Genomic DNA, 22770 nt, shown 5'->3' on the forward strand with positions numbered 1-22770 from the left:
GATGGTGCTCGGAGGTGCCATGACAGTCGACATGCTCACCGCGACCGCCGCGCGGTCCGAGCCGTATCGGCGTGGATCGGCCGGCTACACGCGGATCACGCTCGCGTTGTTCGCGGCCGGGCTAGCGACCTTCGTCTCGATGTACTCGGCGCAGGCGCTGCTCCCGGCGCTCTCCGAGGACTTCCGCGTCGGACCAGCGAGCGCCGCGCTGGCCGTCTCCGCGACCACCGGAGTGCTCGCGCTGTTGATCGTTCCGGCGAGCGTGCTCTCCGAGCGGTTCGGCAGGACCCGGGTGATGGTCTTCTCGGCCGCGGCCTCGTGCGCAATCGGACTGCTGCTGCCGCTGAGTTCGTCGATGGGCGTGTTGGTCGCCGGTCGCGCGCTGCAGGGTGCCACCCTGGCCGGCATTCCGGCGGTCGCGATGGCCTACCTGGCGGAGGAGGTCTACCACGGCGACCTCGGCGCCGCGATGGGCCGCTACGTCGCCGGCACCACCATCGGAGGGCTGGTCGGGCGGTTGGTGCCCTCGGCGGTGCTCGACATCAGCGACTGGAGGTGGGCGATGGCCGTGGCCTCGACGCTCGCGCTGCTGTTCGCGATCGTCATGACCAGGACCATGCCGCCGTCGCGGCACTTCCGCCCGCAGCCGGTGCGGCCGCGGGTGGTGCTCGCCAACCTCGCCGGCCATCTCCGGAATCCCGCCCTGCGCGTGTTGTTCGGCCTGGGGTTCATCCTGATGGGTGGCTTCGTCTCCGCCTACAACTTCCTCGGGTTCCGGCTGGTCGACGCGCCGTTCGGGTTGCCGGAGGCCGCCGTGGGTCTGGTGTTCCTGATGTACCTGGCGGGGACGGTCACCTCGTCGGTGGCCGGCCGGGTCACGGATCGGCTCGGCAGGCGCTGGGTGCTGCTCGCGGCGGTCGTCGTGACCGCGGCGGGCCTGGTGTGCACCCTCTCGGTCCGGCTGCCGTTGGTGCTCGCCGGGATGCTGCTGTTCACGGGTGGGTTCTTCGCGGCGCACTCGGTGGCCAGTGGTTGGGTGGGCGTGCTCGCGACGGCACACCGGGCGGAGGCGTCCGCGCTGTACCTCTTCTCGTACTACCTGGGGTCGAGCGTGGCGGGCGCCGGCGCGGGCGTCGCGTACGCCGCGGGCGGGTGGCCGGGCACGGTGGCGTACATCGGTGTGCTGATGCTCGTCGGCCTCGGACTTGCGCTGACGATGACGCGGGTGGGGCGGACCCCGGTCAGGCCGGTTGGCGTTCCGCTTCCCGGGTAACCGCCGCGGGCTGGTCGCGGCGGGCCATCAGCCCGAGCACGCCCGCGCCGGCGATGATCGCTCCCGCCACCACGGCGACGGTCGCCGCGGTGGTGGTGCCGCGCGGGAAGTTCATCGCGAGCGGCGAGAGTATGAGCATCGCGCCGAGGATGACCAGCGCCCAGTGGCTCGTCCTGGATTCGGTCGTCATTGCCCACAGTCCGGCGGAGTAGGTGACCAGCCCGAGGACCAGGATCGATCCCGTGATCTGCTGGTCGCCGTTGACCGGCAACCACATGCTGAGCAGGATCAGGGCGACGCCCGTCACGACGACGAGGATGTCGCGGCGAACTTCGCGGGCGTGTGCAGAATCCATCATGGTGGCCTCCCTGCGTCCGACCTCTCGGAACCCCATTCTGTGCCCGACCGGCGCGCCCTGTCGACCCCGGCTCTCGCGGGTGCCCGATTGTTCCGTTACCTGGTGGTTTCGGTCCCGCGGAGCCGATCGAGAGTGCGTTGCATCGCGATCCGGGTCTGGTCGACGGTCGGGCGGGCGCGTCGAGCGTCGAGGTAGCTGCGGCAGAGGTCCTCGACGGTGTCGAAGCCCCCGGTCAGCCCCACACGGCTGTTGACGATCCGGCGCACGAGCTGTCCGAGGCCGGCGGCCTGCTCGTCGGTGAGAGCGGAGACCACGACGTTCTCGAGGGTGCGGAAGGTCGTGTGACCGAGCTCGGCATCGGTGGACCGGGCGGCCGCCGAGTCGACGATTCGTTCGCCGGGGCAGGCTCGCATGAGTGCGGCGCTGCGGAGGAAGTACTGCTGCTTGACGTCGGAGGGGCTCATCGCCGCTCACCGCCCTTCGGATCCCCCGTGGGGGTGCTGGTGCCGGAACTCGCGGGCCGAACGCAATTACGAATCACATTGACTCCTAATCGATGTGGCCGTTCTTCAACGATTGCCGCCATGTCAGTGGTATCAGACGAGACCACCGTTCAGGAAACCCAGTCGTCAGGTGACGCTAAAGCGTTACCCAATCGCCGCTCGCGGCACGGGACCCGGTGCGGCTGTTGGACGTTCGTCCTAATGGAGGGCAATGTGCTTGCGGTGCAGCGGAGTACGCATGAGTAACCGTGAATCGGTGGTGGGTGTTCGGCGCCGGTCGGCCCAGGTGGCAGCGTGACGCGCGCCACATCTAGGGGTCGCGTCGGGGGCGGCGCCTCACCCGGAACGCATGAGGCGCGAGCCGAGACGGGTCCATATCGTGGCAGCACAACCGTTCAGTCTTGTGGGGAGGCATTGCGTAATGACGATTCACGGCAATTCCGGACCAGGGTCGAGCTCGGCGGAGCTCGCGTCGGCGATCGAGTCCATCTCCTCGCCGGATGTCGTTGACACCCCGTTCGGTCGACTCGACTTCTTCGACGGCGTCCCGCTGCCCGAGACGGTGTCGACGATCTACGACGCCCTGGACCTGATCCGCGGAATCGACGTGTTCCTCAACTGCGTTCCCGGTGCATCGCTGGTGGCGTTCCGCCGCGGCCTGCGCACGCTCGGCATCGACTCGCCCCGCATCATCGGCTACTCGGACCCACGGGCGAACTCGCGCGGCCTCGCCCTGACCCCGAACACCGAGACCACCTACGGCACCACCTTCCTCGATCTGAAGGCATGGGGACCGACGGTGGTCGAGGCGCCGCCCAACTCGATGTGCGTCGTCGACGACTTCTGGTTCCGCTACGTCACGGACATGGGGATCCCCGGCCCCGACCACGGCCTCGGCGGCAACTACCTGTTCCTCCCGCCCGGCTACACGGGCGAGGTGCCGGACGGCTACTTCGTGCTGCGCAGCCCGACCTACACGAACTGGGTGGTCTTGCGCGCACTCGGCGGTGTTCCCGACATGCAGAAGACTCGGATCTACCCGCTCGGCGAGGCGGCTTCCCCTCGCGCCAACGAGTGGGTCAACTGGGTGGAGGAGCCGCCCTTCAACACGGTCCACGCGAACGACCTGTCGTTCTTCTTCGAGATCGACGAACTCGTCCAGGAGGAGCCGGCCGAGGCGCTCGACCCGGAACGGGCCGGCCAGCTCGCCGCGATCGGAATCGTCAAGGGTCAGCCGTTCGATCCGGACGACCGGATGCGCGGCATCCTCGACCAGGCGGCACGCATCGGCGCCGGCATGGCGCGGGCGCTGTCCTACGCCCCGCGGGACCCGCAGGCCTCGCTGTACGGGTCGTGGAACAACGCCTTCGTCGGCGGCAGTCACGAGTTCCTGCGCGACGGTGCCCGACTTCTCGACGCGCGGACGCAGTTCCACTACATCGCCACGGTCATCACGCCGGCGATGGCGCACGCCAAGGTCGGGGCAGGCTCGGCCTACGCCTACACGGTGCACGACGCGCGGGGCGCGGTGCTCGACGGCGGCCGCAGCTATCGGCTGCACGTCGACCCGAACCCGCCCGCGAAGAACTTCTGGTCGGTCGACGTCTACGACACGCAGACCCGATCGCTGATCCAGGTCCCGTCGACGATCTGGCCCGCCGTGGCGAGCAACTCCGGCCAACTGGACGAGAACGAGGACGGCTCGTACGACCTGTACTTCGGCCCGACCCCGCCGGAAGGCAGGGAGTCGAACTGGGTCGAGACGCTGCCCGGCAAGTCCTGGTTCCCGCTGTTCCGTCTCTACGGGCCACTCGAACCGTGGTTCGACCAGACGTGGAAGTTGGGAGAGTTCGAGCCCCTCGGCTGACGTCGAAGGAGCCCCTCAAACGCAAACTGACCAGGCGATGCCTGGTCAGTGCGGTGCCCCCTCTCGGGCTCGAACCGAGGACCTGCGGATTAAAAGTCAGAACCAGCCTGTGACGCCTGATGATGAGGGGTGACGCCCAGGTGTGAATCGTGCTGGTCAGCGGGATTGCCCAGTGCGGTTCATGATGCCTAGTGATGCGGTCACACGGATCGTCTGTGACCACCGCGTGACCGCATCGCGCAGCGGGCGCCCGGCCTGCTGCCAGACAGCAGAGGAGCCCGCGTGCCCGCCGTCATTAAGCTTCGTAAGGAACAACTCCTCAAGTAGATGGCCATGTCGGGTTTCATCACCCAAACCCAGCTCGCCGAAGCCATGGACATCTCCTGGACCTCCGTCAGCCGCACCCTCATGGGCCACGCCGAACCCGGCGCAAAGTTCATCGCCGGACTCCTCGCCGCATTCCCGCACCTCACCTTCGACGACCTGTTCGAGGTCGTCACCGAAGAGAAGGCGCCGGCGGATGTAGCGACGCGGTAGGACAAGCGCGTATCGATGCCCTCGGTCACACATCGGCGGCCGAGGGCATCGGTCGCATGTCGTCCGACCGTAGCTAGTTGATGGTTCACGCCTAGGGGCAGCACCGTGCACCATTAGCGGATGAACAGTACCGCCCTGGCGTCGCTGATTGTTGGCCTAGTAGCCGCATTCGCAACCGTCGTCGTAGCACTCATAGCCGCTCGAAACACCGGCCGCGATACACGCGAGAACCTGCGCCGAGATGCTGAACTGGCACAGAAATTGGCTGATGACAGTCTTGCCAAGCGGGTGCTCGAGCGCCACATTCACGATCAGATTATTAAGGTTGCGGTGAGGGATGACCTCCGGGCGCCGAGGATTCTCCAATTGGTTATGTTCGCCATTGCTGAAGGTGCACTTGTAGCCAACCTGATCTGGATCATTGTTACGGAACCCGACTCGCGGAGGTACGGGCTCACCGAAGTCACAGTCTTCGCGTGCGTCGCCTTCGCATTTGCGAGTTACCAGCTTCGTCGCACCCGCATCGCTCGCAAGAAGGAGGTCTTGAAGCAGGCGATGACTGACCTTCCAACGCGGCCGGCAGCGTAGCGCGGGCCAGTGCTTCCTGGAATTTCCACCCCCACCCACCCGCGACGAGAACCCTAGCGAGTATCGAACAAATGTGCGAAACGGAGCTAGGCTAAGGGCATGGCCGAGCTCGTCGAGACATCGCCTGAACGCTGCCCGAATGGACACGAGCTCGGCGCGAACCGGGTCCTCGTCGGGTGGCAGCAGTGCGCCTGCTCGCCCCGTGGCGGGCACCGCACCCACTACTGCCGCGAATGCGGGGCTGTGGTGTTCACGCCGCCATGTGCCGGGCCGGCGCCACAGCGCGCCCGGTGGACCGACTAGGCCACGACTAGTGCAACAACAAGCCCGACAATTAGCGCCGTCAGGAGGTTCGCGATGAGGATTGCGCCTACTAGCTGACCCATCCGAACGTCGACGAGATGCGACTTTCGGACACGACGGGTACCAATCTCAGGGATCTCGACATCCTCGTACCCGTATTGGAATAGCTGCGACGACATTGCCGCCCCCCTCTGTTGAGCCATGGCACGTTGCCGGCGGCTGTCACGTATCGATACCAGACGAACAAAGCGCTCGGGCCCGGTTCGGATCGCACTACAGGGCACCTCGCCCTCGGGTGATGCGGCGTCGGGTGGTTGGGGTGAGGCCGGCGGGGTCGGCGGATGCGGCGACCGCGGGCACGGCCGTCAGTTCCAGCGCCTCCCGCAGGTCCCCCTCGGTCAGACGCCATTGCCGACCGATCTTGTGGCCCGGCAGCTTTCGGGCGCGGAGCTGGCGCAGGTACCAGTGCTCGGTGACGCCGAGGCGCAAGGCGCCGTCCGCGACAGTGAAGGTCAATGCGGAAGTCGGTTCGGCATCCATCGTCCCGATGGTGTTCGCGGCGGGTGTTCCTTGTGCTTCGGGGAAGTTGAACTGTGGTGACATCTTGAGGACCGTGAGGTGTTGGCCACTATTCCTCGCTGGGTTCAGCTTCGGCCTACCCAGGGGGCACTGTCTGGTGGTGCGGCTACTGTGCAGCGATGCCCAACCAGAAAGACCGCAAGTCTAGGTACTTAGAGCCGATCTGGCTGACAGTCACCATCGCGCTGCTTATTCTCGGGATCGTCTCAGTGGCAGTACTTGCATTCACAGACAAGTGGAACTCGAACCGAGTCAGCGCCTTCGCGGCCTGGGCCACCGGACTCCTTACCCTTGCTGGAATCGGGCTCGCGCTCTATGAGTCGGCGTCGGCGCGACGAGAGGCGGAGGAGATAGAGGCTCGCTCCGCCGTCGATCAAGCGCGGCGAAACTGGGAAGTCGAGCGGCAGCGACGGATAGCCCTTGAGATTCAACGGCGCAGCGAAGGTATGCGGTACTGCGCCGACATCATGGATACGATCTGCGAGGTCAGCATCAACTTCGTTGATCTCGTAAGAGAGGCCGCGTTCAAGTTCGATGACGAGCAATTTAGGTCGGCGCGAAGTCTGGACGCCAGTGTCATGTGGATGCGAGCGGAGCCGCGGATTGGCGCGAGAGCGCTTCCGATCTGCGATTCGACATTTGCGCATGTTCTTGCGGAGCGAACCGTCCCGAGTCTGAAGATGGTGTTCGACCGTACCGACGTCATCGGGAGTGCCGAATCGACAGACGAGCTGCTGAGCCTCATTAGCGAAATTGACGTCGCACTGTCTGCAAGCGGTGAGGATCTTCGGAAGTCCGCGATCGATGACTTCATACTGAATATGGACATGGTTATCGAGAAAGTCGACAAGGTGTTTCCGCCGTTTCGTGAGCCATAGTCACGATGCATTTGGATTGAATTCCAGTGTCCAGCTGAGCCCTTCGCCTACCTGAGGCATGGAAGCCCATGCCGGCGAGTGGCCGATGCGGGCTTCCAGGCCCTCGGTAGATCAGGTGACTCCGACTGCGTCCCAGTTGTCAGTTGGCGAAGTGCGGGGCGGGCAGGACATTTCTGCGGACGCCACCCGCATTAGGTTCCGTGAAGCCGGCCCCCTGCCTCGCGTCGGTCTGCCGCCTGCGCTCTGCGTCTTCCTCGGCCGCCAGTCGGTCGCGTTCGGCCTGGCTGGAGACCCACTCGGCCTGCATCTGGGCGTACTTCGCGCTCGCTTCTTCGTCATGCAGCGCATGGGATGCGTACACGATCTGATTGCCGGCGGAGTCGAACCGGATCGATCGATCAGCGTGGTACCCACGCTCCGACTCGTTCACGGCGAAGTTCCAGTACTCGTTGTGATCGAAGCTGCGGGCGGTCCCGGCGAGGTCGAGGCCCGCCCGGTTCAGTCGTTCGCGGGTCATATCGAGAGCATCGGCCTTGATGGCGTAGGACTTGAGCCGCCCGCGGAACTCGCTGATCGCGGCAACGAATCCCACGTATGCAGCTTGCAGGGCCGCGAGATCGTTTGTGTTGTGCCGGTCGAGATTGGTGGCCCACTGCTCCGCCTCCTGGTCGAGTTTCGCCCGCCTGGCGGCCTCGGCGGCCCGTTGTTCTGCCTCGGCGACAAGTTCGGCGTGGGCGAGCTGGTCGCGGACCTTGCCAAGCGCCGCCGGCGTGACGGTGCTGTCACCGTTCCGAAGGCGTTCTTCGAGGGCGTCGAGTGCCTCGCGAGCGTCCTGGACGATTGGGCTGGCGGATTCAGTCGACGGGATGTTCTCGATGATGCTCATAGGGGTTCTCCTGGATGTTGTTGTGGTGCAGTGGTTTAGAGGGGGATGGAGATGTTCAGTGTCACGGCATGGCACCTCCGTACTGCGCAAGTAGTCGCTTGACGAGTTCCTCATAGCGGCGAAGCTGGTCTTGATCTGCGACGGTGATGTGGTTGTCGATCTGCACGCCCGGCCGCCACGACTGCTGAGCGCCCTGGGTGACATTCCCGGCGAACTTGCTGGCGGCGTCGCGAACCTCTGGCCCCATGAGTGCGCCAAGGAACCCGCCGGGCTTGGGGAGGCCAAATCCTTCGAGCAGGTCCGGTCCGGCCTTGCCGGCCCATTCCGCCATCCGCTGCTGCGGTGTCTTCACCTTTTCGGCGTCGACCGTGGGCGGGTTGTCGCGTGCCGCCCGCTCCAACTCCGTGCCGGGCTGGCCTTTGGGCAGTGGCCCGCCTGCGGGCATCCCGATGGCCTTGCGGATGTCGAGGACCGCCGCGACGAGCGGTGAATCCTCCTCCAGGCCGGTCGCATCCCGCAGGTTCGGGGTGAAGTCGCCGCGCTCGACGAGCGACCTGATCCCGTCAATCGCGTTGGCGAGCGGTTCCGACCCGCCGGCGCCCGCGGGTGCCGGGCCGCCAGCTTCGGTGCCGCCCACCGCGATCGGCGGCACGGGCGCCGACTGCACTGCTGTCACCGCATCGGAAAGCGATCCACCCATGCCGGTTGGCCAGTTGGTGACATACACCGGCTGACCATCCTCGGATGAGGTTGATGCGCTACTGCGCTGCGCTTCGGCGAGCGACTCTGGACCGTAGGCCTTGACTTCGTCGAGAAGCTCCTGTGCCTCGACCATGCGCTCGGCGTACTTGCCGGGGAATGCCGACCTCTGCACCGCCTGCGCGGCGGCACCCTCGTCCATGGAGTGGTAGTCCATCTGGGCGAGCTGGTCGTAGAACATCCCCGCGCTGCGGGTGGGGTCCATGCGGTCGGCGATTGTGCCCCACGCCCCATTGTTGCGCTGCTGGAACAACCCTGAGCTGTCGTGGTCGGAACCGACAGCATCGTGCGGGTAGTTCAGCGATTCGGGGTCCGCGTTGTTGGCGTACATCTGCATGTTCGACTCGACAAGCGCGGTCGCCAGCGCGATCTTGGCTGCCTTGTCGTCGAGTCCGCGTCGGTACGCCTCCGTGACGATGGCGGATGCGTAGCCGGTGCGGGTGCCACCATCGGCCATCTTCACGAGACCGAATCCCATGCGGCGGGCTGTCTCGCGGAGGATGTTCGTCGACCGTCCCCGCTTGGACGGTGCGCCGGGGATGAACGCTTCCCAGCCGGTCTCGCCCTCCGCGTACTGGACGGGGCCGAGTGGCGACCGGGTGACGATGCCCTGGCCGCGACCCTGAGCGATGTGCGCGGTGTCGAGCATTCCGTCGGCGCGCTGACGGATCGAGCCGTCGGCCTGCTGCGGCCGCTGGTACACCGGGCCGACAAAGTCGGTCGGTAGCCCCTGCTCACGGAGAGCGTCGGCGCGGCCGATCACCTTCACCGCTACGGTGTGGGTGCTCTGGGTCTGCTTGCCGTTGAGTTCGCGGTCGATGCGGTTTCGGACGTCGATGCTGTTGTCGGAGATGACAACGGTGCCGTCCTTGAGCGTGGTTGTCTTGACGTTCAGCTCGGCGAGTCGCTGGCGAACTTCCGGGCTGTTGTCGTCGATGACGATGTGCTTCTCGTTGTCCGAGTGCACCTTGATGCCGAGTTCGCCGAGGCCAGCCATCACGCCCTGATAGCCGGGGGTCTCGATGGTGACAGCCTTGACGGCCGGGATGTCGAACATGGTGCCGCGGAACGTGTCAAACGCCGCCTGCGCCTCGGCAGTCTTGGGGGTGAGGCGAACCTCCTTCGACCCGGGGATCTGCTCGACGGTCCACCCGAGGGAGGTGAGCTGCCCTTGCGCCTCCTCCGTCATCGACTTGACCGTGATGGTGGAGGTCTTGCCGTCGAACGACTTGAACTGGTCTCCGATCGCGTCGACGGTCTGCTTCGCGTTCGCGTCGATCTTGACGTTGACGTTGGCCGTGGTGTCGGTGGGGATGAGGCCCAGCTCCTTCGCGACAGACTCGGCCTGCGCCTTTGTCAGGCCCATAGCCTCCGCGGACTTGAGGAACTGCTGGTACTGCGGTTCGAGGGCCTGGGTGAGCTGGCTACCGCGCACCCCGGCCTCGAACATGGACGCGGCGAGCTGCTTGTAGTTCTCCGACTGGGCGCGGACGACACTGTCCGCCTTGGCGCCTTCGGCGGTGGCGGTGTCGATCAGCCCGGACTTGTCGAGGCCTACGTTGCCGAGCGTCCCCGCGAGTTCCTTCATCTCGCGCCAGCCGGCGTTCACCTTGGCCTGAGCGTCGTGCGTGGTGAACTCGTCGTCGGTCAGGCCTTGGAGTGCTTTGGCGAGAATGTCGACCGACGATGCCGCACCCGCGGTGTTGGACTCGAACTTCTTCATCGCCTCGGCCATGCGACCGAGGGCGACGGTGCCATCCTCCGCGACGTTGAGCTTGAAGCCACCATTCTCGGCTTCCCGCTTGATGGCGTCCTGCTGAGCCTTCACCTCGTCGAGGAGCTTCTGGTAGTCCTTCCAGGCCTCCGACTTTGGGCGGTCTTCGGCGGGGCGGCCGTGGAGGACGTTGTTCAGTTGCTCCAAGCCGGAGTTGCTCGCCCGATCCTTGTACTGATCGGCCTCTGCATCCGCCTTGGCCTTCAGGGCGGCGAGGGTGTCTTCGGCGGCCTTCTTGTTCCCAGCGAGACCCTGAGCGGCGAGGGCACCGTTGACGCCGATGTCCTTGAGGGTTTCGGCGAGAGACTTGCCGGAGACGGCCATCTTCGCCTGTTCGAGCGCCGCGGCGCCGGCCTGCTGCCCATACTTGGCTACCTCGTCTGCGGACAAGGTGGTTGCGGAGCCGATCTCGCTTAGGGAGGTCGCAACGCCCTTGGCTGCGGTGCCGAGTTCCTCGTTGTGCTTCTTGATGTTCGCGGTGCGCTGCATCCAGATGGCGACTGCGGCGGCGGCGGCCATGAGGCCGATGCCGAACGGCCCGCCCAGGAAGCTGACCAGCCCGGACCCGGCGGACTTGATCGCCGTCATGCCGGCGGACGCAATGCCCGCGGTGCGGCCGAACCGATCCGCGCCCACGGCGGCCTTCATGAACGAGTCCTGCATCCGATAGATGACCGGGGCGTGCTGGCCGAGAGCGGAGATGCTGGACCCGAACCGGCCCATCTGGACGGCACCATGCTGCCCGGCCTGCGCGATGCCACCGGTCGCGGTGACAACCCGAGTGACCCCGGCCGCGGCCTCCCGCAGCGGGCTCGTCAGCTTCCCGCCGAGGGAGGAGCCGAGCGCCAGGGAGCCGACCTTGAACGCAGCGAACGCCAGTGCAGCATTCTGCACCGGGGCGGGCAGCCCGGAGAACATGCCGCCCGCAGACTTGACGGCCTTGCCGGCGCCGTCGAGGCCTTCGGTGATGCCGCCGAAGACGACGGGCGCTGCTGTGAATACCGGCTGCGCGAGGAGTGCTCCGAAGCGGGACACCGCGGCGCCCATGTTCTTCATCGCGCCGGAGACGGTCTCGCCCGACTTGAGTGCCGCGCCACCGAGGCCCTTCTCCATCGCGTTGGCGAACGCCGCGAATCCGACCTCGCCGTCGGAGGCCATCTTGATGGTCTCCTCGGCGGTCTTGCCGAGTTCCGCGCCGAGAAGTTGCACAATGGGGATGCCAGCGTCGTTGAGCTGGTTGATGACATCGCCCTGGATCTTGTTGGACGCGGCCACCTTGTTGAAGATCGCGCCCATCTCGCCCATGCCGACACCCGCGATGGTCGCGGCGTCACCGGTCAGCTTGAGGACCCGCTCGAGCTCCTTGCCAGGCTTGATGCCCGCGGCTACGGCACCAGCAGCGGTGGTGGCAGCGGCATCCATGCCGAACGCTGTGCCCTTCACCGAGGACATGGCGTTGCCCATGATGACGGACACGTTCTCGGCCGAGTTGTGCAGGCCGGACAGCTTCGCCTTGGCGTCGTCGATGGCGGTGAGGCGTGACCAGCCCTTCATCAGCGCGCCGCCGAGCGCCGCACCCGCTGCTACGCCGATGCCTGCCACGGATGGGGTGAAGGTGTTGCCGAGCCGGGAGGACAGCTCCCGGCTCGCGGACTGCAGACTGGACGATGCTGAGGCGGAGAACTTCTGCCCGAACGTGCGCCCTGCCTGGTCGCCCGCCTGCCCGAGGTTGGCGGCGGCCTTGCTGCCGACCTGCCGGGTGGTGCGATCGACGGCCGCGGACAGGCCGCCGCCGAAGTTGCTGCCTGCCTTCGCGCCGGCCTGGCCCGCCTGCGCGGCGGCACCGTTGAGTCCGGCGCCGAGTTTGGTGCCGAAGTTCTTGCCCGCCTGATCGCCGGCGCGTCCGGCCTGCTGGGCCGTCTGCTCCATGCCCGTCTTCGCCTGCGCGAGGCCGGCAGTGAACGCACCGTCCTGAAGCTTGAGTTCCGCGTAGATGGTTCCGACATGCAATGCCATTGCTCAGCCCTCCACGGCGGCCGGTGCGGTGGGGAACCCGCGCCAGTCCGCCTCTCGTGCCAGCTCTTCGGCTAGCTGCTCGATGAGGCGATCGAGGGTTTCGGCCATTTCGACTGTCGTGCGCGCAAGGAAATGCACCTCGTCGTTCGACATGACGTCGAGCATTAGTCGCAAGCCGTCGATGTCTTGTGCGGCGATGGCGGTAAGAGCGCTCAGGCAGCCGGTATTCAGTACTGCTGATAGCGGATCGGTCATACATCCCTCCTCGGGGACCTGCGGATTGGGAATCCGATGTAATGGGTATTGATGCTGGTCAAGCTCGGCGTGGTCACGCAGTGGTCACACCTCCCGACCCGCGTGTGAGTGAGGGTCTCCAGCGAATGGATCGCCGTTCTCTGCGATGTCCCGTTCGGCCCATTGGGTCATTTGCGTCATAAGCAGGTCGAGCGTCGACTTGGCGTGATCGACCAGCGAGCCGCCTGCGAAGTCGGACATCACGGAGTGCGTCTTCACAAGCCGCTCGACGGCCGCGGCATATTCGGCTGTCGCCTTCGCATCAGGCAGATCGAGCGTCACCCGCTGCGGGCCGGCCGGACTGCTCACGACGACTTCGTGCTTGTCCCAGAGCCGTTCACGGATCGCCAGCGCATCAGCGAGAGCGGCCTCGGCGAGCAGAAGGCGGTTGTAGGCCAGGCGCTCTCGCACGACCGTCGAGGCATGTGGGGTGCCGGACCAGATCAGCCCCTCGCGCTTGGCCCAGCGGCTCACGTTCGAGGGATTGATGTCGAGTTCCTTGGCGATCGAGTTCAGTGAACGGCCGGCGGCGTGGCCTTCGCGGATCTTCGATTGGACTTCTGGGGTCAGTTTCGGTGTGGCCATGGTGTGGTTGGCCTCCTGTTCTTCTCGTGCGCGCCCGCGAGGAACATTGCGGACTGCGCACGTTTGGTGGGGTGTGGATATTTGGTGTCAACCCTTCGTTGCCGTCCGCCGTCTCGTTCGGTATGTCCGAACGTCCGCTCTCCTAAGAGAAGAGAGAGCGGACGGACATTCGGCGGTGGTGCGGACATACGGCGGACATAGTTCGGACATTCGGACATCAGCCCTCACTGCCGGTCGCGAGCGCGGACGCGGTGAGCACGAAATGCGTGCGCTTCTCGGTGCCGATGTTCTTGAGCGAACCGCGGTCTACCAGTAGCTTCCGCGCCTCGTAGAAGGCAGAGCGCTTCATGCCCTCGCCTTCGGCGATGCCCTGAATCGCACTGCCGGAGAGTCCGTCTGAGGTGAGCTTTGTTCGGAGTATGTCCAGGAGCCGAGTCGCGTTCTTGTCGGCCGCGAGAAGGTTTGTCCGGACTCCATTTCCGGACATACTGTCGGCCTGCACGAACACCAGTGTTTGGCGCTGCTGCTCGTCCGCTTCGGGCATCAGTGCAGATGAAACGGTGTGCGGGACGAGTCGATAGTGGTAATCCATGCCTGCCGGCACGTCCTTGTGCTTTTCGACGTGAAGCTTGGCCATGAGATCCGACCCTTCGAGGCGAAGGTCGGACCAGACCGCCCCGTCCCAGGAGTTCGAGCCGCGGCCTGCGGTGCCGCTGCGGGCGCTGTGATGGACGCTGAGCACTGCGCAGTTGGCGGCCGCCTGGATCTTCTCTAGGGCGTGAATTGCCTTTCCCTGCTCGGTTGCCGAGTTCTCTTCGAGCCCGACAGTGCAGCGGGCCCGGGTGTCGAGAACGAGCAGGTCTGCACCAACTTCTCGCACAAGGTCGATCGCGTCGTCAACGTCGACAACGTTTCCCAGCTGGATGGGACAGGGGAGGACGTAGAGCTGCCCATTGAGACGGTCGGGGTCAATGCCGCTCAGTTCGCAGTACGCGAGGATGCGGGCACGCAGGCCGGTTGCACCTTCGGCGGCAACAATCACGACTTTGCCGGCGCGGGGGACTCGGTGGCCTTCCCAGTTCTCGCCTACGGCCAGGGCGATGCTGAGCCCAGCGACGCCAAACGACTTGTACGAGCCTGGTGCGCCGGAGAGCTGGGCGAGGGTGTCGCGGTAGACGACACCCTCGACCAGCGGCTCGACAGACCCGATGCTGCCCAGGTCTGCCACGGACAGCAAGCGATCCTTGAGGGGAACGCGGGCGGGCGGCAGCGTCGCGTCCTCGGGCCCATTGGGGCTCAGCCCGAGGGCGGCCATGTACTCGTAATAGCCGCCCTCGGTTCCGTCTGGGAGGTCAAAGACGGGGCTGCCGTCCTCCCAGCGCTTGCATTCTTGCGGAATTGCCTTCATAGGCGGGCGCCTCCGGCAGCGTGGATCTTCTCGGCCAACTCTCGGTCTTCCCCTCCGCGCATCCACAGTTCGCGGACGAGTTCAATGGGGTACAAGCCGGGGAACCCGGTGCGCTCCATGAGCACTCGCGCTGTCCTGCGGACCACGTCGACGTCGAGACCCGGCTTTCCCTGGAGTCGCGGGCCGGTGCGGTGGCTGACGGCGCGGACGCCGGGGCACCGAAGCGGGTCCTGATGCCAGTGGCCGCAGGTGCTTTCGATCGGTTCGAGGCGCTGCGCTGCCTTATGGCGCCGGCGGATCTCGGCGAGTCGGGGGCTGCTCACGCTGCCACCTCGTCGATGAGTTCTGCTGCGGTCGTGGCAATCGCCGTACGGGGGTAGACCGCCGACACGTACGCGGTCCAGCGAGCCACGCCGTCGACCACGGAGTGGCTCCATGACGGGTCCTCTTCCGGGTTGTCGAAGTAAGCGCCCTCTGCGAATTGGTGCAGAACACCGGTTTCGGTGTTGGTGATGCCATGCTTCGGGACGACGTGCATGACGCCGTCGATGTGGACGAGCATCCCGATCTCGACCTGCGTGTGTCCGGATTCCACGGTGATCTGGCGGGCGCCGAATGGGTCCTCGAACCGGATACCGAGAACATCGGCGAGACTGAATTCGCTCATGCCACACCGCCAGTGGTGAAGAGGCGCCGCGGCGCGTACCGGGAGGGTGTGCCGGCGATGCCCTGCAACTGAGCAATGTCGGCAGGGCCGAAGCTTGCGGTGACGAGACGCAGTGGGCGACCTATGGGCTGCGGTTCGGGCGCGAAAATCTCGACGGACTTCAGATGCCTGGTGATACCCTTCATTTGAATCAACTCCTTGGTGAGGTGGGGGTTCCTGGCCCGGGTTGCACCCCGGGCCTTTTCTTTTGCCTCGATCACGCGGCCGTCGTTGCGTCTTCGATGCCGAGGAGTCGCATCAGATCTGCGGTCACCACTCGGTAGGACGAACCGAGTTGCAGGACCTTGACCGGGAACTCGCCGCGCTTTGCGAGGTTGTATGTGACGCTCCGACCGATGCCGACAGCTCGACCAGCGGTCGGCCACAGAGGGACGGTTGGAGCAGCCGCCAGGAGTTCGTCCCGGATCGAACTTTGTTGCATTGGTTCCTCCTAGGTTCGTTGGTCTGAGAGCGCCCGAATCTCGTTCCCTCGCAAAGGTGTGCTCCTCCCGCCAACCTGCGGGCCTCTCTGCGGTGTGGGCACCCACCCGAGGCTGTGTGTGATGGGTTCCCGTATCTACTTCGTGCGCTGTATGGAGTTCTCAAGGCCCGCGTCCGTCACTGTGTATCGGACAGTCATTCTGTAGGCGACACTAGAATGGACTCCGCGAACTTGTCAAGCTCTATCCGTCATGTCATTCTGGATCGGACATCAATGGGTAAGCGAAAGGGCTTCGAGTGCGAATCGAGCGGTTGATCGGAGAACGTGTGCGGGATCTACGGAAGGAGCTCCCGAGCGAGGACGGCAAGGAGGTCACGCAGGAGGAGTTGGGGCAGCGACTGGGGGCCTATCTGGAGAAGTCCTGGAGTCGACAGGCCGTCTCTGCCGCAGAAAAGGGGGAGCGGTCATTCGCCGCAGTTGAGCTTGTCGCACTCGCGGCTGTACTCGGAATCGCCGTGGGCGATCTCCTCAAGCCAAAGGCCGGGGTCGAGTCGATCAGTATGCCGAGCGGCACATCGATTGAGGCACGGATGATGAGTCAGCCCGGAGGTGTTGGCGATGAGTCGATGCCGACGCTGCTCCAGCATGAGGTGCTCGACCAACTCGACCGGATCGCGGAGGCCCTAGGTAACGCTCGGGCGATCTCGCGGCTCGCGAGCGAGTCAATTCCAGGACTCGAGAAGAGCTGGGACACCACGAGTCGGGTGCTTGACCACCTCGTCGGGAAGTCGGAGCCCGATTACACGGCGGGCCCACCGAAGGGCAGCGGGGAATAGTCATGAAGGGCAGCGTCTCGAAGCGATGTAAGTGCCAAGTTGAGTACGACAGTCGGGGCCGGCGGAAAGCATGCCGCAAGCCCCATGGCTCCTGGGTGTTCGTCGCAGACATGGGCCACGATCCAGTCACGGGCAAGCGGCGCCAGGTCCGGAAGTCCGGGTTCCGTACCAGCGAGGATGCGGAGGCGGCCCTTGCGAAGTTCCTGACCGACGTCAGCACGGGCCAGATCGCCCACGACGACCGCCTGACCGTCGAGGCGTACCTGCGGTCCTGGCTCGAAGCGAAGCGGGCCGCCGGCATCAGGCCGACGACCCTCCGCAGCTACGAGCAGCACATCAACACCTACCTCGTTCCACATCTCGGGCGCCTGCGGCTCGGCGATCTGCGCGCCCAGCATGTCGAGAAGATGCTGCGGGACATCGCCAAGCCGCCCGCCGCTCTGGCAAAGGACGACAAGATCGGCAAGGGGAAGCGGCGGAACCCGAAGCCCCTCAGTGCAACCACGATCCGCCGGGTTCATGCCACGCTCCGAAGTGCCCTCACGTCTGCCAAGCGAAAGCACCTGGTCGGATTCAACGCGGCGGAGAACCTCGAACTGCCGCGAGCAACGCGTCCCAAGGTACGGCCGTGGGAAGCGGCCGAGCTTGGTCAGTTCCTCGATTACGCGTCAAGCGACCGCCTAGGCCCGCTCTTCGAGGTCATGGCGATGACCGGGCTTCGTCGCGGCGAGGCCTGCGGCTTGAGATGGGACGACGTTGACCTCGTTCGCGGCGTGATCGTCGTTCGGCAGCAGCTCGTCGAGGTGGACGGCACAGGGCTCGCCTGCCCGTACTGCGCCGAGGAGCATCGGCAGTTCCAGTTCGGCAGGCCCAAGACGGCGAGCGGCGAGGACCGAGTCGTGGATCTCGACCAGCAGACCGTCGGGGTTGTTCTGGCGCAGAAGTTCGCCCAAGATGCCGAGCGCGAGCAGTGGGGGAGTGGCTACCTGGATCACGGGTTGGTGTTTGCTCGCGAGGACGGCACGCCATTGCCGCCTCAGCGCGTCACAGACGCGTTCAATCGCCTCGCCAAGGGTGCTGGCCTACCTCCGATCCGCCTTCACGATCTGCGGCACGGACAGGCGAGTCTCATGCTGGCGGCCGGCGTCCCGATCGCGGTCGTGTCCAAGCGGCTCGGCCATTCCTCAATCTCGATCACGTCGGACACCTACTCCCACCTCCTCGGTGGGGTGGGTGCACAGGCCGCCGAAGCGGCCGCGTCCTTGGTGCCGCGAACGGGGCGTTCCCAGGCGCCGCGTGACCATTCGGTGACCACTGGCCGAAATCCGAAAGCCCCTCAAACGCAAACTGACCAGGCGATGCCTGGTCAGTGCGGTGCCCCCTCTCGGGCTCGAACCGAGGACCTGCGGATTAAAAGTCCGTAGCTCTACCAACTGAGCTAAAGGGGCGGGCGGTGCAGAAGTCTAGTGGTCCCGCAGCGTCCGCGAGAACAGCACCCCCACGACGAGGATCGCGCCGATCGTCGCGATCACCGTGCCGGTGCGGTGCAGGCCCGCGTCGCTGGGCCCGCCGTGCGTGGCGACCTCGATGACCACCGCCGCGAGGTTGGCGCCGACGTACTGGATGGTGCGGTACATGCCGATCGCGGTGCCGACGTCGCGTGCACTGGCCGATGCGTTGACCAGGTTCTGGTTGCCCATGTTGTTGAAGCCGTTGGGGACCCCGAGTATCGCGGCGACCAGCAGGATCGACCAGACCGGAGCGGTGGAGGTCTCGACGAACGCGAGCAGCAGGCCGCCGATCGTGAGTCCGCAGGTTCCCGCCAGCATCGTGCGTCGCGCTCCGTATCGGCCGTAGACCCGGGACGCGATCATGGTCGCGAACACGCCGATGCCGGCGATCGGGAGCATCATCAGGCCGGCGGCCGAGGCGGACATGCCGCGCGCACCCTGCAGCCACTGCGGCAGCCCGAAGAAGATGCAGTAGAAGGCCGTGTAGGTGGCCAGTGTGCGGGCCAGGGTCGTGCTGAGCATCCGGTTGCGGGCCAGTGCGCGCACGTCGATGAACGGCGTCGCGCAGTGGGCCTCCCGCCAGACGAACGCCGCCCAGACGAGGACCGAGACCGGGGCGAGCCACCGCGAGGCGGCGGTGGTGAGCGAGAGCAGGAAGAACATCAGGGTCGCGGTGCCCGCGAGGAACAGTGCCATCCCAGCCGGGTCGAGCGAGCGCATGAGCTCGGCACCCGTGCCGCCGCGTGGGCGCGGGCCGTCGGGGTCGGCGACGGAGAGCACCCACCCCGCGCTCAGCGCGGCGAGCGGCAGGTTCACCCACATGATCGACTGCCAGCCGAGGGTGCTGACCAACAGTCCTCCGAGCGTCGGACCGAGCGCGACGACGACCTGCGCGCACGCGGTGAGCGTCGCGATCGCGGAACGGGGCTGTGCGCCATGGCGATCCGCGTACTCCCGGACGATCGTCATCGCGGTGGGGTACTGGGTGGCCGTGCCGATGCCCAGCAGCACCCGGGCCGCGATCAGCCAGCCCAGGCTCGGGGCCAGGGCGCCTGCGACCGCGCCAACCGCGATGAGCACGAGCCCGCCGAGGTAGACGCGGCGCGCGCCGAGCACCGCCCCGAGCCTGCCAGCGGTGGGTGCGGTGACGGCTGTGGCTATGTAGAGCGCGGAGATCACCCAGGCGGTGCCCGACGCGGAGCCGAAGTGCTGGCCGATCGCCACGATGGCGACGGCGATCATCGACGAGTTGAGCCCCTGCAGGATGGTGCCGGAGCCGAGGCCGACGCTCAGCCGACGGGGGACCGCAACCGGCCGCGTGTGCTCGGCGACGAGAGCGTCGGGCCGTGCGGTCACGACCGCGGTTCCCCGGTGCCGAGGCGTCGCAGGATCCGTCCGGCGATGAAGAGGAGTTCACGCTCGGCTTCGGTGCACTCGGAGTCGAGGGCGTCGGCCAGCCAGCGGGTGCGTCGTTCGCGGTCGGCCAGGAGCATGTCGCGGCCGTGGTCGGTGAGGCTTATCAGGCTGGCCCGGGCGTCCGCGGGATCGGGCTGTCGGGTGATGGTGCCCTCGTCCTCGAGCAGGGCGACGGTCCGCGAGATGGATTGCGGGGTGACCTGTTCGAGGGCGGCGAGCGCGGCGGCGGTCATCGGGCCGCCGCGCTCGAGGTGTCCCAGGGCCTGGAGCTGGGTCGGCGTGAGCATGTGCTCGGCGCGCTGGGCGCGCAGCCGGCGGAAGAAGGCGGCGATGTCCTCGCGGAACTGGACGGCCGAGTCGTCCGATCGCGTGTCGGTCACGTCGATGCCACCTCCATGGGAGTCTGATAATAATGTTAGTGTAACTGACTAGTTTGCCGGGACTAGATGCTGATTGCGTCGAATATAGACAGCAATACTTTCTATTTGACCTGAGTTTGTGGCCACTCGGCTCAGCAGGTCGCGGTCGAGATCCCGGACATCCGGTCGGCCTCGGGCGATGATGGCGGTAGTCGTGCGGCGGGAGGGGTGATGAACGAATCGGACGTCGAGCGGGCCCGGGTGTCCTGCGAGATCCGAAACCGCCTGTACCGGGACGGGGTCCTGGCGGGCACCGACCTCCCTGTCGAGAAGCTCGCCGCGTACCGGTCCGACGAGCGCGCGTTGATCTGGATCGACCTGCTCGCCCCGTCGGTCGCGGACATCGTCGCGCTGAGCCCGCTGATCGGCGGCGAGGTGGAGCTGCATCCGCTGGCGGTCGAAGGTGCGATCTCGGGCAGGCAGCGACCGCGGCTGGTCCGGTTCCGCGACCACAGCCTGCTGCACGCGCGGGCGGTGCGATTCGACCCGTCCAGCGACCGGCTCGCCACGACCGGCTTGTCGGTGTTCATCCTCGCCAGGGCGCTGATCACGATCCGCTCGGACGACAAACTGCCGCTCGACCCGATCCTCGCCGACTGGGACGACAACCCGGACCTGGCCACCTACGGCGTGGGGTTCCTGCTGCACACGGTCGTGGACACGCTGGTCGACGGGTACTTCGTCGCGATCGACGAACTCGACGACCAGATCCAGGCGCTCGAGGACGACCTCCTGGTCGGCTCCATGCGGGTGAATGCGGTGCAGTTGCGCAGTTTCACGCTCCGGAAGGCGGTGGCTCAGCTGGGCCGCGCGGTGCTACCGATGAACGAGGCGTTCAGTGCGCTGCTGCGGCAGGGCGCGCACGTGCTGGACGCGACGATGGTGCCCTACTACCAGGACGTGTACGACCACGCCCTCCGGGCGACCGAGCGGATTGACGGACTGCGCGACACCATCGAGTCGATTTTGGCGACACACCTTGCCATGCAGGGTAATTCGCTGAACGAGATCATGCGGAAGCTCACCGCGTGGGCCGCGATCATCGCCATCCCCACCGGGGTCACCGGCTACTTCGGCCAGAACATCCCGTTCCCGGGATTCGGGCAGCAGTCGGGGTTCTGGTTCAGTGCCGTCATGATCGTGACGCTCGCCGCCGGACTCTGGTGGAACTTCAAACGGCGCGACTGGTTGTGACGGCAGATCTGCCCGCGGACGGCGCCGCCGGTGGACGGATGGGGCTCGGGTGCGCACCCCCTGTCGCGCACCCGAGCCGGTACAAATCATACCACTCGGTGTGTTCCACTGGGTAGTAACTTACTCGCGAGTAGGCACTCTACCGGGTGTCCGCTGAAGCGGATCTGCCCCGATCAGGGCTAGGGTTGACACGAGGTCTTCTGGTGACCTGTCGGGGCGACTATGCAGGTTTCGGAGGCAGGGCAAGCGCATATGGCACGTCAACAGGAACGCGCGCGTCGGACCCGCGCCGCGATCGTAGAGGCGGCGGCGGTGGAGTTCGCCCGCCGCGGCTACGCCGCCGCATCGGTCAACACGATTCTCGAGGGCTCGCACGCGACCAAGGGTGCGATGTACTTCCACTTCGAGTCGAAGGAGGATCTCGCCCGTGCGGTCCTCGCGTCGGCACTCGAGCGCTACACGGAGTCGACCGACCGCTGGCGGCGGGTCGACGCGGATCCCTTCCAGGTATTGCACGCCATCATCGTCGAACTGGCCGATCGATTCGCCTCCGAGACGATCGTGCAGGCGGAGTTCCGGTTGATCATCGAGCCGGAGTTCTACTCCGAGGTGCGCTCCGGCGGCAGTCAGGTGTGGGGGCACACCGCACACGAACTCGTGTTGCGGGCGCAACGTGAGGGGCAGCTGCGGCGGGACGCCGACCCCGCGGTCTTCAGTCGGGTGCTGGGTGCCTGCCTGGCCGGCCAGCGGTACATGCTCGACATGACCACCGACAGCACGGGGCTGCGCGAGCGCTTCGAGGAGGCCTTCGCGGTGGTGCTGGAGGCGATGGCGTCGGAGGAGTGGCTGGCACAGTGGCGACGGGAGGGCTGGCAGGACCTCCGCGCCGAGGCCGACGCTGCGGCCGCACGGTCGGAATCGGAGCGGGTGGATGTCGAGGCGGGCGCCGAGATCGAGCGCCTTTCTGCGCCAGAAATCGCTTCTGACCAGCCGATTTGAGTTTTCCGAAACAAGTGTCCTAAGCTATCCCAGCTCCCAACGGACAGCCGTTGCGGGTACTTACCGGAGAGATTCGGTGGGCCCCCTTCGTCTAGCGGCCTAGGACGCCGCCCTTTCAAGGCGGTAGCGCGGGTTCGAATCCCGTAGGGGGTACGGATTTAGGAGGTAGCGGGTTCGCCTGCTACAGTTCCTAACCGGAAGTTAGACCGAATGTTGCCTGACAACAACATTCGTAGCAAGGCCCTGTGGCGCAGTTGGTTAGCGCGCCGCCCTGTCACGGCGGAGGTCGCGGGTTCGAGTCCCGTCAGGGTCGCTTTGTATTGCCTAGGCATTCGGTTCGGGTGCCGCCCGGCCAGGTAGCTCAGTTGGTACGAGCGTCCGCCTGAAAAGCGGAAGGTCGCCGGTTCGATCCCGGCCCTGGCCACCAATATTCTTCAGACGAAACCCCCGCCTCACATCGAGGCGGGGGTTTCGTCGTTCAGGTCGGTGCCGGTCGGGGATCGGTGTGTGACGATCGACTCATCCCGACGTTCGAGGTTGCGGAAGATTAACTGAGGCGATTTACTGGGCCGGTAGTCGCGTGGGGACGGCTGATGATCCCGCGGGACCCCCATCCCGCGGTCGCCGGTGCGGTGGGCG

The 22770-nt window shown here is 66.1% G+C and carries 21 protein-coding genes, 4 tRNA genes and 1 pseudogene; 12 read left to right on the forward strand and 14 right to left on the reverse strand.

Going from position 1 to position 22770, the window contains the following annotated elements; all coding sequences use genetic code 11:
* Nucleotides 1-19: 19 nt before the first annotated feature.
* A complete protein-coding gene (locus ACFVH2_RS11225; RefSeq protein WP_378424451.1) occupies nucleotides 20-1273 on the forward strand; it encodes an MFS transporter in 1254 nt (417 codons plus the stop codon).
* Here ACFVH2_RS11225 and ACFVH2_RS11230 read toward each other — a convergent pair.
* Together ACFVH2_RS11230 and ACFVH2_RS11235 are read right to left on the reverse strand one after the other, a co-directional pair.
* Nucleotides 1242-1631 carry a hypothetical protein gene (locus tag ACFVH2_RS11230; RefSeq protein WP_378424453.1) on the reverse strand — a complete coding sequence of 130 codons (390 nt, stop codon included), beginning with the start codon at nucleotides 1629-1631 and terminating at the stop codon, nucleotides 1242-1244. The two genes, ACFVH2_RS11225 and ACFVH2_RS11230, sit on opposite strands and share 32 nt — an antisense overlap.
* Before the next feature lie 95 nt (nucleotides 1632-1726).
* Complete coding sequence (locus ACFVH2_RS11235) at nucleotides 1727-2095, reverse strand: hypothetical protein (protein WP_378424455.1); 369 nt, start codon at nucleotides 2093-2095, stop codon at nucleotides 1727-1729.
* 460 nt (nucleotides 2096-2555) lie between these two features.
* Here ACFVH2_RS11235 and ACFVH2_RS11240 point away from each other — a divergent pair, with 460 nt between their 5' ends.
* The 3 genes from ACFVH2_RS11240 to ACFVH2_RS11250 all read left to right on the forward strand — a co-directional run bounded on the left by ACFVH2_RS11240 (nucleotide 2556) and on the right by ACFVH2_RS11250 (nucleotide 5126).
* Nucleotides 2556-4001, forward strand: a complete 1446-nt coding sequence (locus ACFVH2_RS11240; protein ID WP_378424457.1) for a DUF1254 domain-containing protein — start codon at nucleotides 2556-2558, stop codon at nucleotides 3999-4001.
* Nucleotides 4002-4334: 333 nt separating this feature from the next.
* Nucleotides 4335-4538 (forward strand): helix-turn-helix domain-containing protein, encoded by a 204-nt coding sequence (locus ACFVH2_RS11245; protein ID WP_378424459.1) that lies wholly within the window; start codon nucleotides 4335-4337, stop codon nucleotides 4536-4538.
* 120 nt (nucleotides 4539-4658) lie between these two features.
* Nucleotides 4659-5126, forward strand: a complete 468-nt coding sequence (locus ACFVH2_RS11250) for a hypothetical protein (protein ID WP_378424460.1) — start codon at nucleotides 4659-4661, stop codon at nucleotides 5124-5126.
* A 576-nt stretch (nucleotides 5127-5702) separates the two neighbouring features.
* On the opposite strand, the gene ACFVH2_RS11255 is transcribed toward ACFVH2_RS11250, so the two are convergent.
* Complete coding sequence (locus ACFVH2_RS11255) at nucleotides 5703-6032, reverse strand: helix-turn-helix domain-containing protein (RefSeq protein ID WP_378424462.1); 330 nt, start codon at nucleotides 6030-6032, stop codon at nucleotides 5703-5705.
* Between the two features lie 95 nt (nucleotides 6033-6127).
* Here ACFVH2_RS11255 and ACFVH2_RS11260 point away from each other — a divergent pair, with 95 nt between their 5' ends.
* Nucleotides 6128-6886, forward strand: coding sequence for a hypothetical protein (locus ACFVH2_RS11260; protein WP_378424464.1), 759 nt, complete (start codon nucleotides 6128-6130; stop codon nucleotides 6884-6886).
* A gap of 139 nt (nucleotides 6887-7025) precedes the next feature.
* On the opposite strand, the gene ACFVH2_RS11265 is transcribed toward ACFVH2_RS11260, so the two are convergent.
* From ACFVH2_RS11265 to ACFVH2_RS11300, 8 genes are all read right to left on the reverse strand, one after another.
* Nucleotides 7026-7772, reverse strand: coding sequence for a hypothetical protein (locus ACFVH2_RS11265; protein WP_378424466.1), 747 nt, complete (start codon nucleotides 7770-7772; stop codon nucleotides 7026-7028).
* A 61-nt stretch (nucleotides 7773-7833) separates the two neighbouring features.
* Nucleotides 7834-12321, reverse strand: coding sequence for a tape measure protein (locus ACFVH2_RS11270; RefSeq protein ID WP_378424468.1), 4488 nt, complete (start codon nucleotides 12319-12321; stop codon nucleotides 7834-7836).
* Between the two features lie 3 nt (nucleotides 12322-12324).
* A complete protein-coding gene (locus ACFVH2_RS11275) occupies nucleotides 12325-12576 on the reverse strand; it encodes a hypothetical protein (RefSeq protein WP_378424471.1) in 252 nt (83 codons plus the stop codon).
* A gap of 84 nt (nucleotides 12577-12660) precedes the next feature.
* The gene (locus tag ACFVH2_RS11280) at nucleotides 12661-13200 is read right to left on the reverse strand and encodes a hypothetical protein (protein ID WP_378424473.1); all 540 of its coding nucleotides are present in this window, start codon (nucleotides 13198-13200) and stop codon (nucleotides 12661-12663) included.
* A gap of 217 nt (nucleotides 13201-13417) precedes the next feature.
* Nucleotides 13418-14608: an AAA family ATPase gene (locus tag ACFVH2_RS11285; protein ID WP_378424475.1), complete on the reverse strand. Its 1191-nt coding sequence runs from the start codon at nucleotides 14606-14608 to the stop codon at nucleotides 13418-13420.
* Complete coding sequence (locus tag ACFVH2_RS11290) at nucleotides 14605-14931, reverse strand: hypothetical protein (RefSeq protein ID WP_378475704.1); 327 nt, start codon at nucleotides 14929-14931, stop codon at nucleotides 14605-14607. The genes ACFVH2_RS11285 and ACFVH2_RS11290 overlap by 4 nt, the downstream gene beginning before the upstream one ends.
* Nucleotides 14928-15275, reverse strand: coding sequence for a hypothetical protein (locus ACFVH2_RS11295; RefSeq protein WP_378424478.1), 348 nt, complete (start codon nucleotides 15273-15275; stop codon nucleotides 14928-14930). The genes ACFVH2_RS11290 and ACFVH2_RS11295 overlap by 4 nt, the downstream gene beginning before the upstream one ends.
* A complete protein-coding gene (locus ACFVH2_RS11300) occupies nucleotides 15272-15535 on the reverse strand; it encodes a hypothetical protein (RefSeq protein WP_378424480.1) in 264 nt (87 codons plus the stop codon). Before ACFVH2_RS11300 ends, ACFVH2_RS11295 begins: the two co-directional genes overlap by 4 nt.
* Nucleotides 15536-16052: 517 nt before the next feature.
* On the opposite strand from ACFVH2_RS11300, the gene ACFVH2_RS11305 reads away from it, so the two are divergent.
* A complete protein-coding gene (locus ACFVH2_RS11305; protein WP_378424482.1) occupies nucleotides 16053-16592 on the forward strand; it encodes a hypothetical protein in 540 nt (179 codons plus the stop codon).
* Nucleotides 16593-16702: 110 nt separating this feature from the next.
* Nucleotides 16703-17752, forward strand: a pseudogene (locus ACFVH2_RS11310) (tyrosine-type recombinase/integrase); the annotation flags it as partial.
* 215 nt (nucleotides 17753-17967) lie between these two features.
* On the opposite strand, the gene ACFVH2_RS11315 reads toward ACFVH2_RS11310, so the two are convergent.
* From ACFVH2_RS11315 to ACFVH2_RS11325, 3 genes are all read right to left on the reverse strand, one after another.
* Nucleotides 17968-18040, reverse strand: a tRNA-Lys gene (locus tag ACFVH2_RS11315).
* Nucleotides 18041-18055: 15 nt separating this feature from the next.
* Nucleotides 18056-19459 (reverse strand): MFS transporter, encoded by a 1404-nt coding sequence (locus ACFVH2_RS11320; protein ID WP_378424484.1) that lies wholly within the window; start codon nucleotides 19457-19459, stop codon nucleotides 18056-18058.
* Nucleotides 19456-19905, reverse strand: a complete 450-nt coding sequence (locus ACFVH2_RS11325) for a MarR family winged helix-turn-helix transcriptional regulator (protein ID WP_378424708.1) — start codon at nucleotides 19903-19905, stop codon at nucleotides 19456-19458. Before ACFVH2_RS11325 ends, ACFVH2_RS11320 begins: the two co-directional genes overlap by 4 nt.
* Before the next feature lie 204 nt (nucleotides 19906-20109).
* Here ACFVH2_RS11325 and ACFVH2_RS11330 point away from each other — a divergent pair, with 204 nt between their 5' ends.
* The 5 genes from ACFVH2_RS11330 to ACFVH2_RS11350 all read left to right on the forward strand — a co-directional run bounded on the left by ACFVH2_RS11330 (nucleotide 20110) and on the right by ACFVH2_RS11350 (nucleotide 22558).
* Complete coding sequence (locus tag ACFVH2_RS11330; RefSeq protein WP_378424486.1) at nucleotides 20110-21132, forward strand: magnesium transporter CorA family protein; 1023 nt, start codon at nucleotides 20110-20112, stop codon at nucleotides 21130-21132.
* Between the two features lie 252 nt (nucleotides 21133-21384).
* Nucleotides 21385-22131 (forward strand): ScbR family autoregulator-binding transcription factor, encoded by a 747-nt coding sequence (locus ACFVH2_RS11335; RefSeq protein ID WP_378424488.1) that lies wholly within the window; start codon nucleotides 21385-21387, stop codon nucleotides 22129-22131.
* A gap of 80 nt (nucleotides 22132-22211) precedes the next feature.
* Nucleotides 22212-22284, forward strand: a tRNA-Glu gene (locus tag ACFVH2_RS11340).
* An 86-nt stretch (nucleotides 22285-22370) separates the two neighbouring features.
* Nucleotides 22371-22444 (forward strand) — tRNA-Asp (locus tag ACFVH2_RS11345).
* 37 nt (nucleotides 22445-22481) lie between these two features.
* A tRNA-Phe gene (locus ACFVH2_RS11350) sits at nucleotides 22482-22558 on the forward strand.
* Nucleotides 22559-22770 lie beyond the last annotated feature (212 nt).

The sequence above is a fragment of the Rhodococcus sp. NPDC127527 genome, assembly GCF_042672245.1.
GTDB lineage: Bacteria > Actinomycetota > Actinomycetes > Mycobacteriales > Mycobacteriaceae > Rhodococcus_G.